This is a genomic window from Caulobacter sp. BK020, assembly GCF_004342605.1.
In the GTDB taxonomy this organism is placed as follows: domain Bacteria; phylum Pseudomonadota; class Alphaproteobacteria; order Caulobacterales; family Caulobacteraceae; genus Caulobacter.
This window is the reverse complement of sequence record NZ_SLZL01000012.1, coordinates 21,643-36,200: the sequence shown is the minus strand read 5'-3', so window position 1 is coordinate 36,200 and position 14,558 is coordinate 21,643. Positions and strand designations below refer to the sequence as shown.

Sequence of the window (14,558 nt, the reverse complement as noted above, 5' to 3'; positions counted from 1 at the left end):
CGTGGGGATGGGCTTCTTCACGCGGCGGACCAGGCCTCGGCCAGGATCCGGGCCAGCCGCTCGGCGGCGTCCAGGTCCAGGTCGACCGTGGACCCCAGGGCCGGCACGGCGGGCCATCCGGCGTCGCTGTACACGCGCCCCTCATGCTCGCGCGTCCCGGCGTAGCGGGGGATCACGTGGAAATGCACGTCCTTGTCGACCATCATCAGCATCAGATAGTTGATCTTCTCGTAGGCCACGACCTTGGCCAGCATCCGCTCGACGCCCTGCGTCGCCGTCCTGAGGTCGGCGAAGGCGGCGGGACTCAGCTGGGAGAAGGCCTCGACCGATTCCTTGCATACCAGGACCAGCGAGCCAAAGGTCGGCTGCTTGGGCCGCACCAGGATCAGCCAGCTTTCGGTTTCGGCCACCTTGGTGCGCGGATAGCCGAAGGTCTCTGCGGTGGGATTGGTCATGTCGGCCTCGCCTCCGGGCGTTCGCCGCCGTTGCGCCTACAATAGGGACGCGGTCTTTTCCATGGAAGCACGATCCGCGCCCTGGGCTTCCGTTCAGGTCCTTTTCGTCGTCACGGGCGACAGGCCTGGACCAGGACGTAGCGGCCCAATTCGCCGGCTTGGCCGGTGGCGGGATCCAGCCCGCGGGCGACCAGCTTGACCTCGATCCCGCCATCGGCCTGGCGGTCGATCTCGACCCCGTGCCAGCGCGCCGCCGGGTGGCCGCGCTCGCCCAGGGCCGAGGCGGAGGGCACGCCCAGCACGGGAATCGCCGCGCCGTCCGGTCCGGGCGCGGTCGACACCATCGCCTCATGGGCGTGGCCGTGCAGGACCAGGTCGGCGCCGTGACGGACCAGCAGGGCGCGCAGGGCGTCCTGGTCTTCCAGCGACTTGCGCCGGGCCACCGCGCCGGGGATCGGCGGATGATGGATCAGCAGCACGCGAAAGGCGTCGCGATAGGCCGGGTCGCCCAGCAGGGCGTCCAGGCGCTCCAGCTGCGCCGGGCCGAGGCGGCCGGTGGCCAGGTGCGGGGCGGTCGGCACGGCCGAACACAGGTTGAACAGCGCCACGCCGTCCCGCAGCCGCACCTGGGGGAAGATCGCCTCGCCGTCGTCGCCCAGCCAGGGCGTCCAGGCCGCGAACGAGTCGCCGTCGCGCGCGCCGACCAGGGCGTCGTGGTTGCCGGGGCTGACGGTGATGTCACGGGCCGGGCCCAGGGCCTCCAGCCAGACGCGGGCCGCCTCGTACTCGGCCCGGGACGCGTAGTTGGTCAGGTCGCCGGTGATGGCGATGTGGTCGGGGGCGTGGGCCTTGAGATCGGCGATCACCACCTCCAGCACCTCGGGCCGGTGCTCGCGGTGCTTGCGCCGCCAGGCGATCCGGCTCAGCAGCCGCTTGGACAGCAGGTCCCGCCAGCCGAACGCGCCCTTGGGCGGCGGCAGGTGGAGGTCCGAGAGGTGGGCGAGGCGGAATATCGACAAGTTTGGTTCACGGATTCTGGCGGAAGGGGCCGAAGCTGCTTATCAATCGCGCCAGGTTTCAAGGGGTTGTCTATCGTGAGCGCGGAAAATCAGCCAAATGCGGCCGCCGGTCCGTCCGCCGTCACGGTCGGCCAGGCGAAAACCCGCCTCTGGGGGATGACCTCCGCCGAGCGGCTGTCGCGAATCTACCGTCGCCTGGGCCTGGTCGAGGCCGGGCCCGAGACCGTCTTCATCGCCGGCGACGTGGTGGTGGTCGACGCCGGCTGGGTGTTCGACGAGTCGCTGATCAAGGCCCTGGCCGGCCGTCCGGGCGTGGCCCTGGTCGACGAGGCCGGCCGCGTGGTGGCCGTCAACGTCCCCGCGGCCCGAGCCCGCGAAGCCATCGTCCGGCTCGACACCGGCGAGGACGTCACCGCCCTGGCCGCGATTCGCCTGACCGCGCTGGAGCTGGGCTCGGCCTACAACAGCGCCCTGCGCAAGCGCGAGCCGCCGGTGCTGGAGCGCCTGACGCCCGAAACCCGCGTGGCGGTCGAAAAGCGGCTGTTCCAGGGCTCGTACAAGGGCGTCACGGATCTGGTGACCAAGTACGTCTGGCCCACGCCCGCCCGGATCGTCACCCGCTGGTGCGCCCTGGCGAAGATGACCCCCAACCAGGTGACCCTGATCGGCTTCCTGCTGGTGCTGGCGGCCTTCTGGCTGTTCTGGACCGGCCACTACGCCTGGGGCCTGGTCTGCGCCTGGATCATGACCTTCCTCGACACCGTCGACGGCAAGCTGGCGCGGGTGACCCTGACCTCGTCCAAGTGGGGCAACGTCTTCGACCACGGCATCGACCTGATCCATCCGCCGTTCTGGTGGTGGGCCTGGTATGTCGGCGTCGGGGCCGTCGGTCTGACGATGCCGCATGGCGCGCTGGCCCTGGCGGTCATCGTCGGCGGCTACGTGCTGCAGCGGGTGGAGGAGGGGATCTTCCTGGCCCTGTTCAAGGTCGAGATGCACGCCTGGCGGCCGTTCGACAGCTTCTTCCGGCTGATCACCGCCCGGCGCAACCCCAACCTGATCCTGCTGACCCTTGCGGTTCTGGCCGGTCGTCCCGACATCGGGTTCCTGGCGGTGGCGGTTTGGACGGGGATCTGTCTGGTCGTGCACGCCGTGCAGATCCTGCAAGGCCTGGCGGCTCCGAAGGGGGCCGTCGTTTCCTGGTTGTCGCGCTGATGCGAGTGGGCGTCGTCCGCAATCCGATGAGTCACGCCAATATCGGGCGGTCCGAGCCCGACGGGCCCGGCCAGACGCCCGACGCGGTGCTGCTGGTCGAGCCGGCGACGCCCGAGGCGCTGGAGCAGGACCTGCAGGCCTTCGCCCAGTGCGGGGTGAAGATGCTGGTCATCGACGGCGGCGACGGCACCATCCGCGACGTGCTCAGCCGGGCGGCGACCATCTTCGGCGAGGCGATGCCTCTGATCGCCCTGGTCCCGTCGGGCAAGACCAACGTCCTGGCCATCGACCTGGGCGTGCCCCGCGACTGGACCCTGGCCAAGGCCCTGGCCGCCGCCCGGTCCGAGACCGCGGTGATCAAGCACCGCGCGCCGCTGGAGGTGCGCTGGGACGACGGGCGGCCCAGCCTGCGCGGCTTCGTGTTCGGCCTGGGCGCCTTCGTGCGCGCCACCAGCCTGGCCCAGACCGTCCACAAGACCGGCGCCTTCCACAGCATCGCCGTGGCCATGAGCGTGCTGGGCGCCCTGGTCGGCACCGTGATGGGCGGCAAGCGCGACCAGTGGCGGGCCGGCGTGCCGCTGTGCCTGGCCATCGACGGCGAGGAGACCCGCACCGCTGACCGCTTCCTGGTCCTGGCCACCACGCTCAAGCGCCTGCCGTTCGGGGTCAAGCCGTTCGGCCCGCCGCGCGAAGGGCTGAAGTTCCTGGACGTCGACGCTCCGCCCCGGGGGCTGCCGGGCGCGTTTCCGGCCCTGGTGGCCGGCAAGGAGTCGGCCTGGTCCGGCCGCCATGGCTATCGGCGCGGCGACGCCGAGAAGCTGCGGATCACGACGAACCAGCCGCTGGTCGTCGATGGCGACGTCTATGACGGCGCGGGCGGCGTGACCGTGGTCCTGGGACCGACCCTGCGGTTCCTGGCGGGATGAGCGGGCCCATCGCCGGGACCGTCGCCAGCCTGGTGGGCGAGGAGCTGCTGGCGCCCGCTCCGCCCCAGGCCGTGGCCCTGGCGACCCGGCTGCTGGACCGGTTCGAGGCCCCGCTGGCGGTGCTGTTCTACGGCTCGATCCTGCGCACCGGCGACCTGGACGGGGTGCTGGATTTCTACGTCCTGACCGAACGCGTGCGTCCGGGCCTGCGGGGGCTGGCCACCCGGCTGCTGTGGCCCGACGTCAGCTATCACGAGGTGGAGCTGGACGGTCAGGTGCTGCGGGCCAAGGTGGCGACCATGACCCTGGCCCAGTTCCAGGCGGCGACGCGCGGGCAGGGGATCGACACCACCATCTGGGCCCGCTTCGTCCAGCCCGCCGGCCTGGTCTGGAGCGCCGGCCCCGCCGTCGCTGAGCAGGTGGTCGAGGCCGTGGCTGACGCCGCCCGCACCGCCGCCCGCTTCGCCGCCGCCCTGGGTCCTTCGGAGGGGCCGCCGGCCGCGTACTGGTCGGCCCTGTTCCAGGAGACCTACGCGGCCGAGTTCCGCGTCGAGAAGGGCGGGCGCGAGCGCTCGATCCTGGCTTTCGACGTCGAGCGTTATCATCGCCTGCTGGTCGCCTGCTGGCACGAGGAAGGGCTGCTGGACCTTGAGGCCGACGGGGTGGTCCAGCCCGCCCTGGATTCGGCCGAGCGCCGGCGGATCCAGGCTGCCTGGCGCCTGCGCCGGCGGATGGGCCGGCCGCTGAACTATGCCCGCCTGGTCAAGGCCGCCTTCACCTTCGACGGGGCGGCGCGCTACGCCGCCTGGAAGATCGAGCGCCACACCGGCATGCCCGTGGCCCTGACCCCCTGGCGCGAGCGCCATCCGGTGCTGGCGGCTCCGGGGGTGCTGTGGCGACTGTGGCGACAGCGCCAGGCGCAGAGGCGATAGGACGTTCAGGAGAGCCGCTCTCCAATCTTCCGCTCATCCCGGCTTTCGCCGGGATGAGCGGAGTAGGAAAATGCAAAGGAAAAGGCCCGAGGTTTCCCTCGGGCCTTTCGCATTCAGGCGCTGGACGCTCGGCTTAGGCCGAGACGCGCTTCAGCGGGGCTTCGATCAGGCCCATCGCGACGCCGATCTCGGCGAACACCGCCAGCACCTGGTCGATCTGCTCGAAGCTGTGGGCGGCGCTGACGCTGGTGCGCAGCAGGGGGCGGCTGTCCGGGGTGGCCGGCGGCAGGGCCAGGTTCAGGTAGACGCCGTTCTGCAGCAGGGCGTTCCACATGCCGATCGCGCGCTCGGTGTCGGGCATGGTGATGGCCACGATCGGGCTGGAGGTCGGGCCGGTCATGAAGCCCATGGCCGACAGGCCGTCGTACAGGCGGCGGGCGTTGGCCATCAGCTTGTGGCGCAGCTCGGGCTGTTCCTCCAGGCGGCGCAGGGCGGTCACGGTCGAGGAGACCACGGCCGGCGGCAGCGAGGCGGTGAACATGTACGGACGGCAGGTGACGCGCATGACGTCGAAGTCGTCCATGTCCGAGACGCAGAAGCCGCCGATGGCGCCCAGGCTCTTGGAGAAGGTGCCGACCACGAAGTCGACGTCTTCCTCGACGCCGGCCAGCTCGGCCAGGCCGCGGCCATGTTCGCCCAGCACGCCCATCGAATGGGCCTCGTCGACCAGCAGGTAGCCGCCCAGCTCGCGCTTCACGGCGGCGATTTCCTTGAGCGGCGCGGTGTCGCCGATCATCGAATAGATGCCTTCGACGACGATCAGGCGCTCGCCCGGAACGTCCTTCATGCGGCGCAGGCGCTTGTACAGGTCTTCCGGATCGTTGTGGCGGAAGCGGATGACCTCGGCGTGGCCCAGACGGGCGCCGTCGTAGATCGAGGCGTGGCTGTCGGCGTCCAGGATCAGGTGGTCGCCGCGGCCGACCAGCGTCGACAGCACGCCCAGATTGGCCTGGTAGCCGGTGGTGAACACCATGGCGTGCTTGCGCTTGTAGAACTTGGCCAGGGCTTCCTCGAGCTCAACGTGGGCCTCGAAGCTGCCGTTGGCGATGCGCGAGCCCGTGGTGCCGGTGCCGCGTTCCTGAACGGCCTTGACCGACGAGGCGATCGCCTGCTCGTCGAAGGTCAGGCCCAGATAGTTGTTGGTGCCCAGCAGGATCGTGCGTTTGCCGTTGATCAAGCCTTCGGTAGGCGAGACGACGGCGTCGAAGCGCACGCTGAAGGGATCGGCGCCGGCTTGCCGGATCGCGTTATATGCGTCGCGATACGCGATATGCTTGTCGAACAGCCCCATGGCTTAGGCCCTATTCCGCAGGTCTTTAATCAGGGAGGCCAGGTCTCCGGCGGTTTCCACCGAAGCCAGGCGATCCAGAGGAATGGAGATGTCGAAGGCGTCTTCGAGCTCCATGATGATGTTCATCAAGGCCAAGGAATCGACGGCCAGATCGCGGCCGATATGGGTGTCGTTAGTCACATCGACAGAGCGCCCGAGCACCTTGCTCGTAGCCAAGCCGATTTCACGCAAAGTGAGATCCGTAACAGCTTCCATCGACGCGACGATATCCCCGACCAAGGTCCTACATAACCGAATTGTAACAGCCGTCTCGACCGAAAATCGCCGGATTCGACTATTTCCGAGACTTTTTATCCTTCAACCAGCCTTCCGAACGATACCAGCGCACGCTTTGCGCGAATCCCGCCTGGAGAGAGTAGCTCACCGGCGGAAAGTCCGGAATCGGATCGTTGCTAGATAGGCCCCAATCGGTGTGAAGCAACTCCCGAGCCTTGCCCGGGGTGAGAATTGTGTCCTTCCCGGTGACGAATGAAGCCCATTTTGACAGCAGCGCCAAAGCCTTGATCGCGCCCGGGGGGACCCGGACCAGCCTTGGCGACCTGCCGACCGCGTCGGACGCGGTCTGCATGAGTTCGACCCAGCCATAACCCTCCGGGCGGTTGTCGGACAAGCTGAGCAGCCCAGGGCGCGGCGTTTTGACCAGGGCCGCGATCTTCGCCGCCGCGTCGTCGACATGGATCCAGGCCATGCGGGTTTTGGGGCTCAAAACCGGCAAAAAGGCCGATTCCGAGGCCATTTTGAACAGTCTGAGCGTCTCGACATCGCCCGGTCCGTAGATGGCCGGGGGGCGGACGATGGTCAGATCTCCGGCAAAAATCTCGCGCGCTGCGTCTTCTCCGCCACGCTTGCTGCCGGCGTAGTCGGACAAATCCGGCTCGCGGGCGGCCAGGCTGGAGATCAGGATGAGTCGCGCCCCGGCCGCCTTGGCGGCGGCGGCGACGCGGCGCGAGCCCTCGACATTGGCCCGGTCGAAGGCGGCGCGGTCCCGCGCCTTGATCAAGCCGGCCACGTGGACGACGGTCTGGGCGCCGTCGCACAGCGTGGCCAGGGCGCCGGCGTTGGCCAGGTCGCCGATCACCAGCTGCGGCTCCAGGCCCGACCAGGCCGGGTCGGTGACGTCGCGGCGGGCCAGGACCCGGACGGTCCAGCCCTGCTCGGCCAGGGTCCTGACCAGGCGGCGGCCCAGGAAGCCCGTGGCGCCGGTGACGGCGACCACCGGACCCGGCCGGGCGCCGGTCACGTCAGGGACGCTCGCCATAGGCGCCGGCCAGATAGGCGGCCTTGGCCTTGGAGCGGCTGAGCTTGCCCGACGAGGTCTGGGGCAGGGCGTGAGCCCCGACCAGCCGGACCTGGGCCTCGACCTGGTGGCGCAGGCGCAGGACGCCGGCGATCTTCTCGACCAGGGCCGCGCGGGTGTCGGCGTCGCCGCCGCGCGCCTGAACCAGCACCACCACGGTCTCTTCGCCGTCGCCCGGCACCGAAAAGGCCGCCACGTCGCCGCTGCGCAGACCCTCGACCTCGGCCTCGGCGGTCCATTCCAGGTCCTGCGGCCAGATGTTGCGGCCGTTGAGGATGATCAGGTCCTTGCCGCGGCCGGTGATGACGATCTCGCCATCGACCAGGTAGCCCAGGTCGCCGGTGTCCAGCCAGCCGTCGGCCGACAGCACGCGGGCGGTCTCCTGCGGCTGTTCGAAATAGTCCCGCATCAGGCTGGGACCGCGGGCGAAGATGCGGCCCACGCCGCGCTCGGGCAGGACGGCGCCGTTCTCGTCGCGCACTTCCAGCTGGTGGCCGGGCAGGGCGGGGCCGTTGCGGGCGAACTCGCGCGAGCGCTCGGTGTCGTCGGTGACCACGGCCTCGTGCTGCTCCAGGCGCTCGACGTCCAGGCGCTCGGTCTTCAGGCCGCCGCCCAGCGGGGCCATCGACAGGGCCAGGGTCGCCTCGGCCATGCCGTAGCTGGCCACGAACGCCGTGTCCGAGAAGCCGACGCTGGCGAACCGCTCGGCGAAGGCGCGCAGCGGGCCGGTGCGGATCATGTCGCCGCCCAGGCCGGCGCTGCGCCACTTCGACAGATCCAGGTGCTCGATCGAGGCCACCTCGGCCCGGCGGGCGCACAGCTCGTAGCCGAAGGTCGGGCTGTAGGAGATGGTGCCGCCGTTTCGGGTGATCAGGTCCAGCCACAGCAGCGGCCGGCGCACGAAGGCGCCGGTGGGCAGCAGGTCGACCGACATCTGGCTGGTCATGGGCGACAGCAGGAAGCCGATCAGGCCCATGTCGTGATACAGCGGCAGCCACGAGACGGCGCGGTCGGTCGGCAGCACCTGCAGGCCGTCGCGGGTGATGGCCACGGCGTTGGCCATCAGGGCCCGGTGGGTGACCACCACTCCGGTCGGAAAGCGCGTGCTGCCCGACGAGAACTGCAGATAGCAGGTGTTGTCCGGCAGGATCTGGGGCAGGGCGTCGCTGTCGGCGCCAGGCAGGTCGGCCAGGGCTCCGGCGAAGTCCAGCGGGGTCTTGGCGGCGACCTCGGCCACCCAGTCCTTCATGCCGGCCGGGCCGATCAGGACCTTGGCGTGGGCCGAGTCCAGCATCCGCGCGATCTGCTCGACATAGGCCTCGCGACCGCCCAGCGGGGCGGGCAGGGGCAGCGGCGCGGGGACCAGGCCGGCGTACTGGCAGGCGAAAAAGGCGCGGACGAAGTCGGCCTCGGTGTCGGCGATCAGGCCGACGCTGGCTCCCGGCCTGGCGCCGGTCGCCAGCAAGCGCGGGGCCAGCTCCAGGGCCTGTTCGCGAAGCCGGGCGTAGGGCAGGGCCTCGACCAGTTCGCCGCGCAGCGAGTAGAGGTTGATCCCGGTTTCGCCGGTCGCGGCGAAATCGAGCGCGGCCGTCAGGGTGGGGAAGTCGGCGAATCTCACCGTTCGCGAGGAGGACGTCGGAGTAATCATTGCGAGAGGCCTTTGGCGCCGTTTTGACCCTCGGCGCAAGTTTGTTCGTCTTTGGGGCGGGCCGTTTCGGCGGCCAGGCTGCGGCGCAGGGCCAGATACATGCCGATCGCCAGGGCGGCGGCGACGGCGACCAGGGCCGCGCCGGCTCCGTCCAGGCCCGCGGCGCGGATCAGCGGAACCAGGGCGACCAGATAGATCGCGCAGACCACGGCCCGCACCCGCAGGGCCAGGCCCGCCTTGCCCAGCGAGACCAGCATCGGCTCCAGCGGCATGGCCAGCACGCCGATGGCGGCGGCGGCCACCTGCCAGTTCATGATGCCGGCGCCGGCGGCGAACGGCTTGCCCATCACGATGGTCAAGACGTCGTCGCCGAACAGGATCGAGACCAGCAGCAGCACGCCGGCCACCGCGCCGCCGATCAGGCCGATCTGGCGCGACAGCTTGCGCATGGCCTCCTCGCCGCCCGTGGCGCGCATCTTGGCCAGTTCCGGATAGAGCGCCGGCACCAGCAGCTTGGCCGGCTTGGCCATGCCGTCGGCCACCTGGCGGCCCACGCGCCACATGGCCGCCTGGGCCGGACCCAGGACCGAGCCCACCACCAGGGTGATCACCTGGCTGAAGGCCGTGTCGATCGTGCCGCTGAAATTGGTGGCCCAGGCGAAGCGCCAGACGCCGGGCAGGCCCTCGGACAGCGGACCGCGCAGGCTGAAGTCCTTCAGCAGCCGCCGGCGGTTGAGGTCCCACAGGGCCACGCTGTTGACATAGATGAAGGCCGTGACCGTGCCCGCCGCCCAGGCGGCCAGATAGGCCTCGATCGGCGCGTGCAGGGTGAAGCACAGGGCGCAGCCGATCAGGCGCACGGTGGAGCTGACCGCCTGCTCGGCGGCCAGGAAGCGGAACCGGTCGAACAGGCGCAGCAGGCCGACCGAGGTCGCCGAGTCCATCACCGCGATCGACAGGGCGTAGCAGGCGGCGGCCGGCGACAGGGCGGCTGGCCAGCCCAGCAGGTGGCCAAACAGCAGGGCGCCGACCACGCCCAGGGTCACCCCCACGGCCGCGCCCAGCCCGTCGAGCAGCAGGGTAAAGCGCAGCACTTGCTGGAACCGCGGGCGGTCGCCCTGCAGCAGGGCCGAGGCGCCGTACTGCAACAGGGTCTGCCAGGACTGGAACTTGGCGACCTCGCCCAGGAACTGGGAAAAGGCGTTGATCAGCACGATCACGCCCATCAGTTCCTTGCCCAGGCCGCGCGCGGTCAGGGCGATATAGGCCAGCCCGACCACGGCGTTGACCGTACGGCCGCCGAGCAGGGTTCCGGCATTGGCCAGGACCCGCTTGAGAACATGGGTTTCACTGCTCATCGGAGGCGTCGGGATCTCGGAGACAGGCGCTCGACGATCGCCTGGGCGGCGCGGACCGAGGAGGGGGTTTCCCGCAGGTCGAAGCTTTCGGCGAAGCCCTTTCGCTGGGCCTCGACATAGTCGCCGTGCCCGCGCTGGGCTGCGGCGACGGCGTCGACAAGGCCCTCCACGCGGTCGAGCACCGGGCCGTAGCGCCAGTGATGGAAGCTCTCGTCGCCGCGCCAGGCCGCGCCGCTGGCGTTGAGGAACAGGCACGGCTTGGGCGTGCGCAGGAACTCGTAGACCTGGCTGGACACGTCGCCCAGATAGATGTCGGCCGCGCGGGTATAGGTCATGTCGATCGCCGCCGGCCCGCCCAGGTCGAGATGGATGCGCGGGTGGCCGACGAACGGCGCCAAGGCCTCGATCGTCCCGGCGTCCGCGCCTTCGAAGAGGCGGATATGGGGCGCGAAGATCAGATTGTAACGCTCGTCCGCGGCGAATTGCTCGAGAACCTCGCGTCCCCAGCGCGGCCAGGAACCCAGGGTGGGGTGGAAATGCGGATTGTACAGCACCACCGGCCTGGCCTGAGGAAAGGCCGGCAGCGGCGAGGACGGCAGGGCGTCGATGATGTCGAACTTGGGATAGCCGACCATGGCGCAGGTCTCTGGCGTGACCCAGCCCTCGGCCAGCATGCGGTCGCGCTGCTTGGGGCCGGCGGCCATCACCAGGTCGAATTGCTTCAGGCGCGGCTCGAACGGCCCGCCGCGGTCGCCCGCGCCGTGCTGCGTATAGACCAGCTTGGTTTCCCTGACCCCCAGCTTGCGCAGCAGGGCCGTGGTGCGCTCGGGGGTGACCACGGCGTCGTAGCGGCCCAGGCGGCGGGCGTTGGCGGCCAGCATCAGGGCCTTGGGCGGCGTGGCCGCGCCCCTCAGCCGCAGGTTCCGCAGCCAGGCCGGCGGCAGCAGGCGCGAGGGGATCGGCGGGACCTTCAGGGTCTCCAGCAGCGCCCGCACATAGTCCAGGTGCTCCTGGGTGGTGGTGGCGATGTGCACGTCGATGTCGGGCCAGCCCTGGGCCAGGGCGATGGCGATCGGCAGGCTGTGGAGGATCTGGTGGGTCTGGGCGATGTAGAGGAAGCAGACGCTGGGCCGGTTTCCACGGCCCTTCGAGGCGGACGTGATCACTGTTGCGGCGTGAGGCGCGTGCGCACCCGGCCCTTGAACACAACCCGGTCGCCCTTGTCGCTGACCGAATAGCTGTCGGCGCGGATGGCGCGGTTGTTCGGGCCCGCGCCCTCGACCGCGGCGCCGCCGACCAGGTCGCCGGTGCGGGTGTCGACCAGCGCCTTCTGCGAGGCGAACTGGTAGCCCTGGCCGTTGTCGATCTTGACGTCGCCGGTCAGCAGCAGCGAGCCCTTCTCCTCCTGGTAGGCCCCGTCCTTCGAAACCACGTGGGTCGGCCGGTCAGAGCCATAGCCGCGGGTCAGCTGCGGGTTCTTCAGGAACACCTGGTCGGTGTTGTTCAGGTCGCGTGTCGCCGAGGTGGCGGTGATCAGGAAGGCCCGGCCGTCCTTCAGGGTGCCGGTGAAGCGCGGATTGTCCATGCGCAGCGGCGCGGCGGCGGCGGGCGGCGCGGACTTGACCTCCATGGCGCGGATCACGCCCTGGCCGACGATCGCGACCGCCATGCCGATGGCGACGGCGGGCAGGATGGTCCGCAGCGCGCGCACCGGCCCGCGATGGCGGTTGCGGTTCTTCTTGCGGACGGGACGAGGAACGGCGGGGGTGATGGCGATCATGGTCGTGGACTGAAGGCGGTGGGCCGAAGCGACAGGCGAGGACTTAAGCCTCCCGGCCCGATCTCCCAAGAGGTATTGCGACCCTGCCCCCGGCCGGGGGCGCGGTCAACGGCCGGTTATCGGGGCGCGGGGCTGATCAGGCTGGACCGTTCGGCGGCGGTCAGCGGACGCCAGCGGCCCTCCGGCAGGTCGCCCAGCGCGAGGTCGCCGATCCGAATCCGCAGCAGATCGACCACGGTCAGCTCGACCAGTTCGCACATCCGCCGGATCTGGCGGTTGCGGCCCTCCTTGAGGACGAACCGCAGCTGCTGGCGGCCGACGAGCTCGACCTGGGCGGGCCGCAGCTGGCGCTCGTCCAGTTCGAGGCCATGACGCAGCAGGGCCAGCTTGTCGTCGGTGATCCAGCCGTCGACCCAGACCAGGTATTCCTTCTCCAGCTCCGAGGCCGGGCCGATCACCGCCTTGGCCACCACCCCGTCCTCCGAGAGGATCAGCAGACCGCGCGAATCCATGTCCAGCCGTCCGACCGGGGCCAGCTTGTTGTCGAAGCCGGGGATGACCGGGCTGGCGCCGACCAGGGCCTCGCGGGTCAGCAGGCGCACGGCCGGGACCTGGCCAGGATCGGGCTGCGACGAGACGATCCCGACCGGCTTGTGGATCATCACCGTCAGGGCGCCCTCCAGCTGGGCCTGGGCGCGGTCGGACAGCACCAAGGTCTGGCCGGGCTCGATCTTGCGACCGACGTCGTCGACCCTCTGGCCGTCGATCGACACCAGGCCCTGGCTGATCAGGGCCTCGGCCTCGCGGCGCGAGCAGACGCCGTTCTGGGCCAGCCAGCGATTGACGCGCTGGGGCTCGGCTTCGTCATAGAGGCGGGTCCAGGCCATGGTCGCAGCGTCCAGGTAGGTGGGAGGGCCTGTCTAGGGCGGGCGGGCCGGGTTTCGCAACCGCCATCGGGCGACGCTCGTTCCGCTCACGATGAAACCGGCCTGGAGATCCCTCATGAGCGACCGCGTCGATAACGACACCGCCCTGGAAGAGGTGATGGATTTCCTGGCCGATCCGCCCGCGCCGGGCACCGCCGACGACGCCCGCTTCGGCGAGCGGCTGCGCCAGGTTCTGGCCGCCTCGATCGTCGACGACCCGGTCGACGAGGACGATCCAGCGCCGAAGCCCGAACTGGCCCTGGACGACGATCTGCGCCGCCGGCTCGAAGCCGCGGCGAAACAGAGGTCGAGCAACCCGTTCGGCGAGCATCCCGAGGGGATCGGTCCGACGCTGGGGATGGATCTGGGCAAGTCGTAGGAGTCTATGCGGCCGGGGACAGGCGCATGCGCCTGTCCCCGATGGGGTCTAGGCCCGCCTGTCCGGGCCGTTCTTGAAGGTGTCGCCGACCTCGCGGGAATCGCCGCCGTCCGGACCGGCCGTGCGCTGTTCCTTGCGGCCCGTCTTGGCCGTGTCCTTGTCGGGGATCTCGCCCAGCGGCAGGGCGTCGTTGGCCTCGCGGCCTTCGGTGTTGTTCTTCTGGCCCATGAGCGCTCCTAGTGGTGGGTGTGATGTTCGGCGTTGCGCTTGCGGGTGGCGGCCGCCTTCTTGGCCGAGGCCGAGCGTTCGGCCGCCGTGCGCGACGCCGCGGCCCGACCGCCTTTTGGGCCGCCCTTTTCGCCGCCCTTGTGGGCCGCCGGATGGCCCGTGGACTTGCCGCGGCCGGAGCCGCCGGGCTGCTTGCCGCCGCCGTCGTCCTTGTTGACGGTCGCCCAGGCCCGCCGCTCGGCCTCCTTCTCGGAGACGCCGCGCTTCTCGTAGCCTTCGGCGATGTGATCGGCCTTGCGCTCCTGCTTGTCGGTGTACTTGGACTTGTCGCCTTGGGGCATGTCGTCCTCCATCTGCTGTGGGAGGAAAATCCGTCGTCTCGACGCGAGGTTCCCCGAGGGCGACCTTCGGAACAAGCTGAACCATCGGCCGTTCGAAGCGCATGGCGCGCAAGCTGAAAGTGTTCTGCTGGTCCGACGGGCTCCACGACTACACGGTGGCCGCCTCGTCGCGCGCCAAGGCGCTGGAGGCCTGGGACGTCGGCCGCGACCTGTTCAAGGATGGGACGGCGCGGGAGATCGCCGAGGGACCGGCCCGCGACGCCGCGCTCGATGCGCCCCAGACCGTGATCACCACGCCGGCCGGCGGCCTGGGCGCGGCGCTGAAGGCCTTGCCCGCCAAGGCCCGGCGCAAGCCGTCCAAGGCCGAAACCGCCCGGGCCGAAAAGCTGGCGGCCCTGAAGGCGCAGCTGGAGGCCGTCGAGGACGAGGCCGAGGCCTCGGAGCTGGCCTTCGCCGAGCGAAGGTCCGCCCTGGACGCCGAAGAGGCCGCGGCGATCGAGGAGCTCCAGACCCGGCGGGCGGCGCTGGAGACGGCGATCAAGGCGGCGCGGAAGTAGGCGTCCGCCAAACCTCGCTTGACGATTTCTCCTTGCACCGGCCCTAGGGGCAGGCCCGATACGGGAGATCGTTCGAGGGAGGCGTC

The 14,558-nt window shown here is 70.1% G+C and carries 17 protein-coding genes; 5 read left to right on the top strand and 12 right to left on the bottom strand.

Annotated features, from left to right (window positions below; all coding sequences use genetic code 11):
• Nucleotides 1-17: 17 nt before the first annotated feature.
• Together EV278_RS15635 and EV278_RS15630 are read right to left on the bottom strand one after the other, a co-directional pair.
• Nucleotides 18-455: an HIT family protein gene (locus EV278_RS15635; protein WP_132093318.1), complete on the bottom strand. Its 438-nt coding sequence runs from the start codon at nt 453-455 to the stop codon at nt 18-20.
• Nucleotides 456-565: 110 nt separating this feature from the next.
• Nucleotides 566-1,474: a metallophosphoesterase gene (locus tag EV278_RS15630; protein WP_132093316.1), complete on the bottom strand. Its 909-nt coding sequence runs from the start codon at nt 1,472-1,474 to the stop codon at nt 566-568.
• Nucleotides 1,475-1,630: 156 nt separating this feature from the next.
• Here EV278_RS15630 and EV278_RS15625 point away from each other — a divergent pair, with 156 nt between their 5' ends.
• From EV278_RS15625 to EV278_RS15615, 3 genes are read left to right on the top strand one after another with little or no spacing between them, the layout of a single operon-like run.
• Entirely contained in the window at nt 1,631-2,689 is a 1,059-nt protein-coding gene (locus tag EV278_RS15625; protein WP_243692216.1) for a CDP-alcohol phosphatidyltransferase family protein, read from the top strand.
• Nucleotides 2,689-3,615: a diacylglycerol kinase family protein gene (locus EV278_RS15620; RefSeq protein WP_243692209.1), complete on the top strand. Its 927-nt coding sequence runs from the start codon at nt 2,689-2,691 to the stop codon at nt 3,613-3,615. The genes EV278_RS15625 and EV278_RS15620 overlap by 1 nt, the downstream gene beginning before the upstream one ends.
• Nucleotides 3,616-3,623: 8 nt before the next feature.
• A complete protein-coding gene (locus EV278_RS15615; protein WP_132093597.1) occupies nt 3,624-4,547 on the top strand; it encodes a hypothetical protein in 924 nt (307 codons plus the stop codon).
• Between the two features lie 133 nt (nt 4,548-4,680).
• Here the strand turns inward: EV278_RS15615 and spt are convergent, their stop codons facing one another.
• The 8 genes from spt to EV278_RS15575 form a co-directional block, all read right to left on the bottom strand.
• Nucleotides 4,681-5,898, bottom strand: a complete 1,218-nt coding sequence (gene spt, locus EV278_RS15610; protein WP_132093310.1) for a serine palmitoyltransferase — start codon at nt 5,896-5,898, stop codon at nt 4,681-4,683.
• A 3-nt stretch (nt 5,899-5,901) separates the two neighbouring features.
• Nucleotides 5,902-6,153 carry an acyl carrier protein gene (locus EV278_RS15605; protein WP_132093594.1) on the bottom strand — a complete coding sequence of 84 codons (252 nt, stop codon included), beginning with the start codon at nt 6,151-6,153 and terminating at the stop codon, nt 5,902-5,904.
• 79 nt (nt 6,154-6,232) lie between these two features.
• Entirely contained in the window at nt 6,233-7,216 is a 984-nt protein-coding gene (locus EV278_RS15600; protein ID WP_132093307.1) for an NAD-dependent epimerase/dehydratase family protein, read from the bottom strand.
• Nucleotides 7,200-8,903, bottom strand: a complete 1,704-nt coding sequence (locus EV278_RS15595; protein WP_132093304.1) for a fatty acyl-AMP ligase — start codon at nt 8,901-8,903, stop codon at nt 7,200-7,202. Before EV278_RS15595 ends, EV278_RS15600 begins: the two co-directional genes overlap by 17 nt.
• Nucleotides 8,900-10,261: a lipopolysaccharide biosynthesis protein gene (locus EV278_RS15590; protein WP_132093301.1), complete on the bottom strand. Its 1,362-nt coding sequence runs from the start codon at nt 10,259-10,261 to the stop codon at nt 8,900-8,902. Before EV278_RS15590 ends, EV278_RS15595 begins: the two co-directional genes overlap by 4 nt.
• The gene (locus EV278_RS15585; protein ID WP_132093298.1) at nt 10,258-11,427 is read right to left on the bottom strand and encodes a glycerophosphotransferase; all 1,170 of its coding nucleotides are present in this window, start codon (nt 11,425-11,427) and stop codon (nt 10,258-10,260) included. The genes EV278_RS15590 and EV278_RS15585 overlap by 4 nt, the downstream gene beginning before the upstream one ends.
• Nucleotides 11,424-12,041, bottom strand: coding sequence for an LPS export ABC transporter periplasmic protein LptC (gene lptC, locus EV278_RS15580; protein ID WP_132093295.1), 618 nt, complete (start codon nt 12,039-12,041; stop codon nt 11,424-11,426). Before lptC ends, EV278_RS15585 begins: the two co-directional genes overlap by 4 nt.
• Before the next feature lie 116 nt (nt 12,042-12,157).
• Nucleotides 12,158-12,928, bottom strand: a complete 771-nt coding sequence (locus tag EV278_RS15575) for a pseudouridine synthase (protein ID WP_132093292.1) — start codon at nt 12,926-12,928, stop codon at nt 12,158-12,160.
• A gap of 115 nt (nt 12,929-13,043) precedes the next feature.
• On the opposite strand from EV278_RS15575, the gene EV278_RS15570 reads away from it, so the two are divergent.
• The gene (locus EV278_RS15570; RefSeq protein WP_132093289.1) at nt 13,044-13,346 is read left to right on the top strand and encodes a hypothetical protein; all 303 of its coding nucleotides are present in this window, start codon (nt 13,044-13,046) and stop codon (nt 13,344-13,346) included.
• 48 nt (nt 13,347-13,394) lie between these two features.
• Here the strand turns inward: EV278_RS15570 and EV278_RS15565 are convergent, their stop codons facing one another.
• Both EV278_RS15565 and EV278_RS15560 read right to left on the bottom strand, forming a co-directional pair.
• Complete coding sequence (locus EV278_RS15565) at nt 13,395-13,574, bottom strand: hypothetical protein (protein WP_132093286.1); 180 nt, start codon at nt 13,572-13,574, stop codon at nt 13,395-13,397.
• An 8-nt stretch (nt 13,575-13,582) separates the two neighbouring features.
• On the bottom strand, nt 13,583-13,915 hold the full coding sequence (locus tag EV278_RS15560; protein ID WP_132093284.1) for a plasmid stabilization protein: 333 nt from the start codon (nt 13,913-13,915) through the stop codon (nt 13,583-13,585).
• A 101-nt stretch (nt 13,916-14,016) separates the two neighbouring features.
• Here EV278_RS15560 and EV278_RS15555 point away from each other — a divergent pair, with 101 nt between their 5' ends.
• Nucleotides 14,017-14,472 (top strand): hypothetical protein, encoded by a 456-nt coding sequence (locus EV278_RS15555; RefSeq protein ID WP_132093281.1) that lies wholly within the window; start codon nt 14,017-14,019, stop codon nt 14,470-14,472.
• Nucleotides 14,473-14,558: the final 86 nt, after the last annotated feature.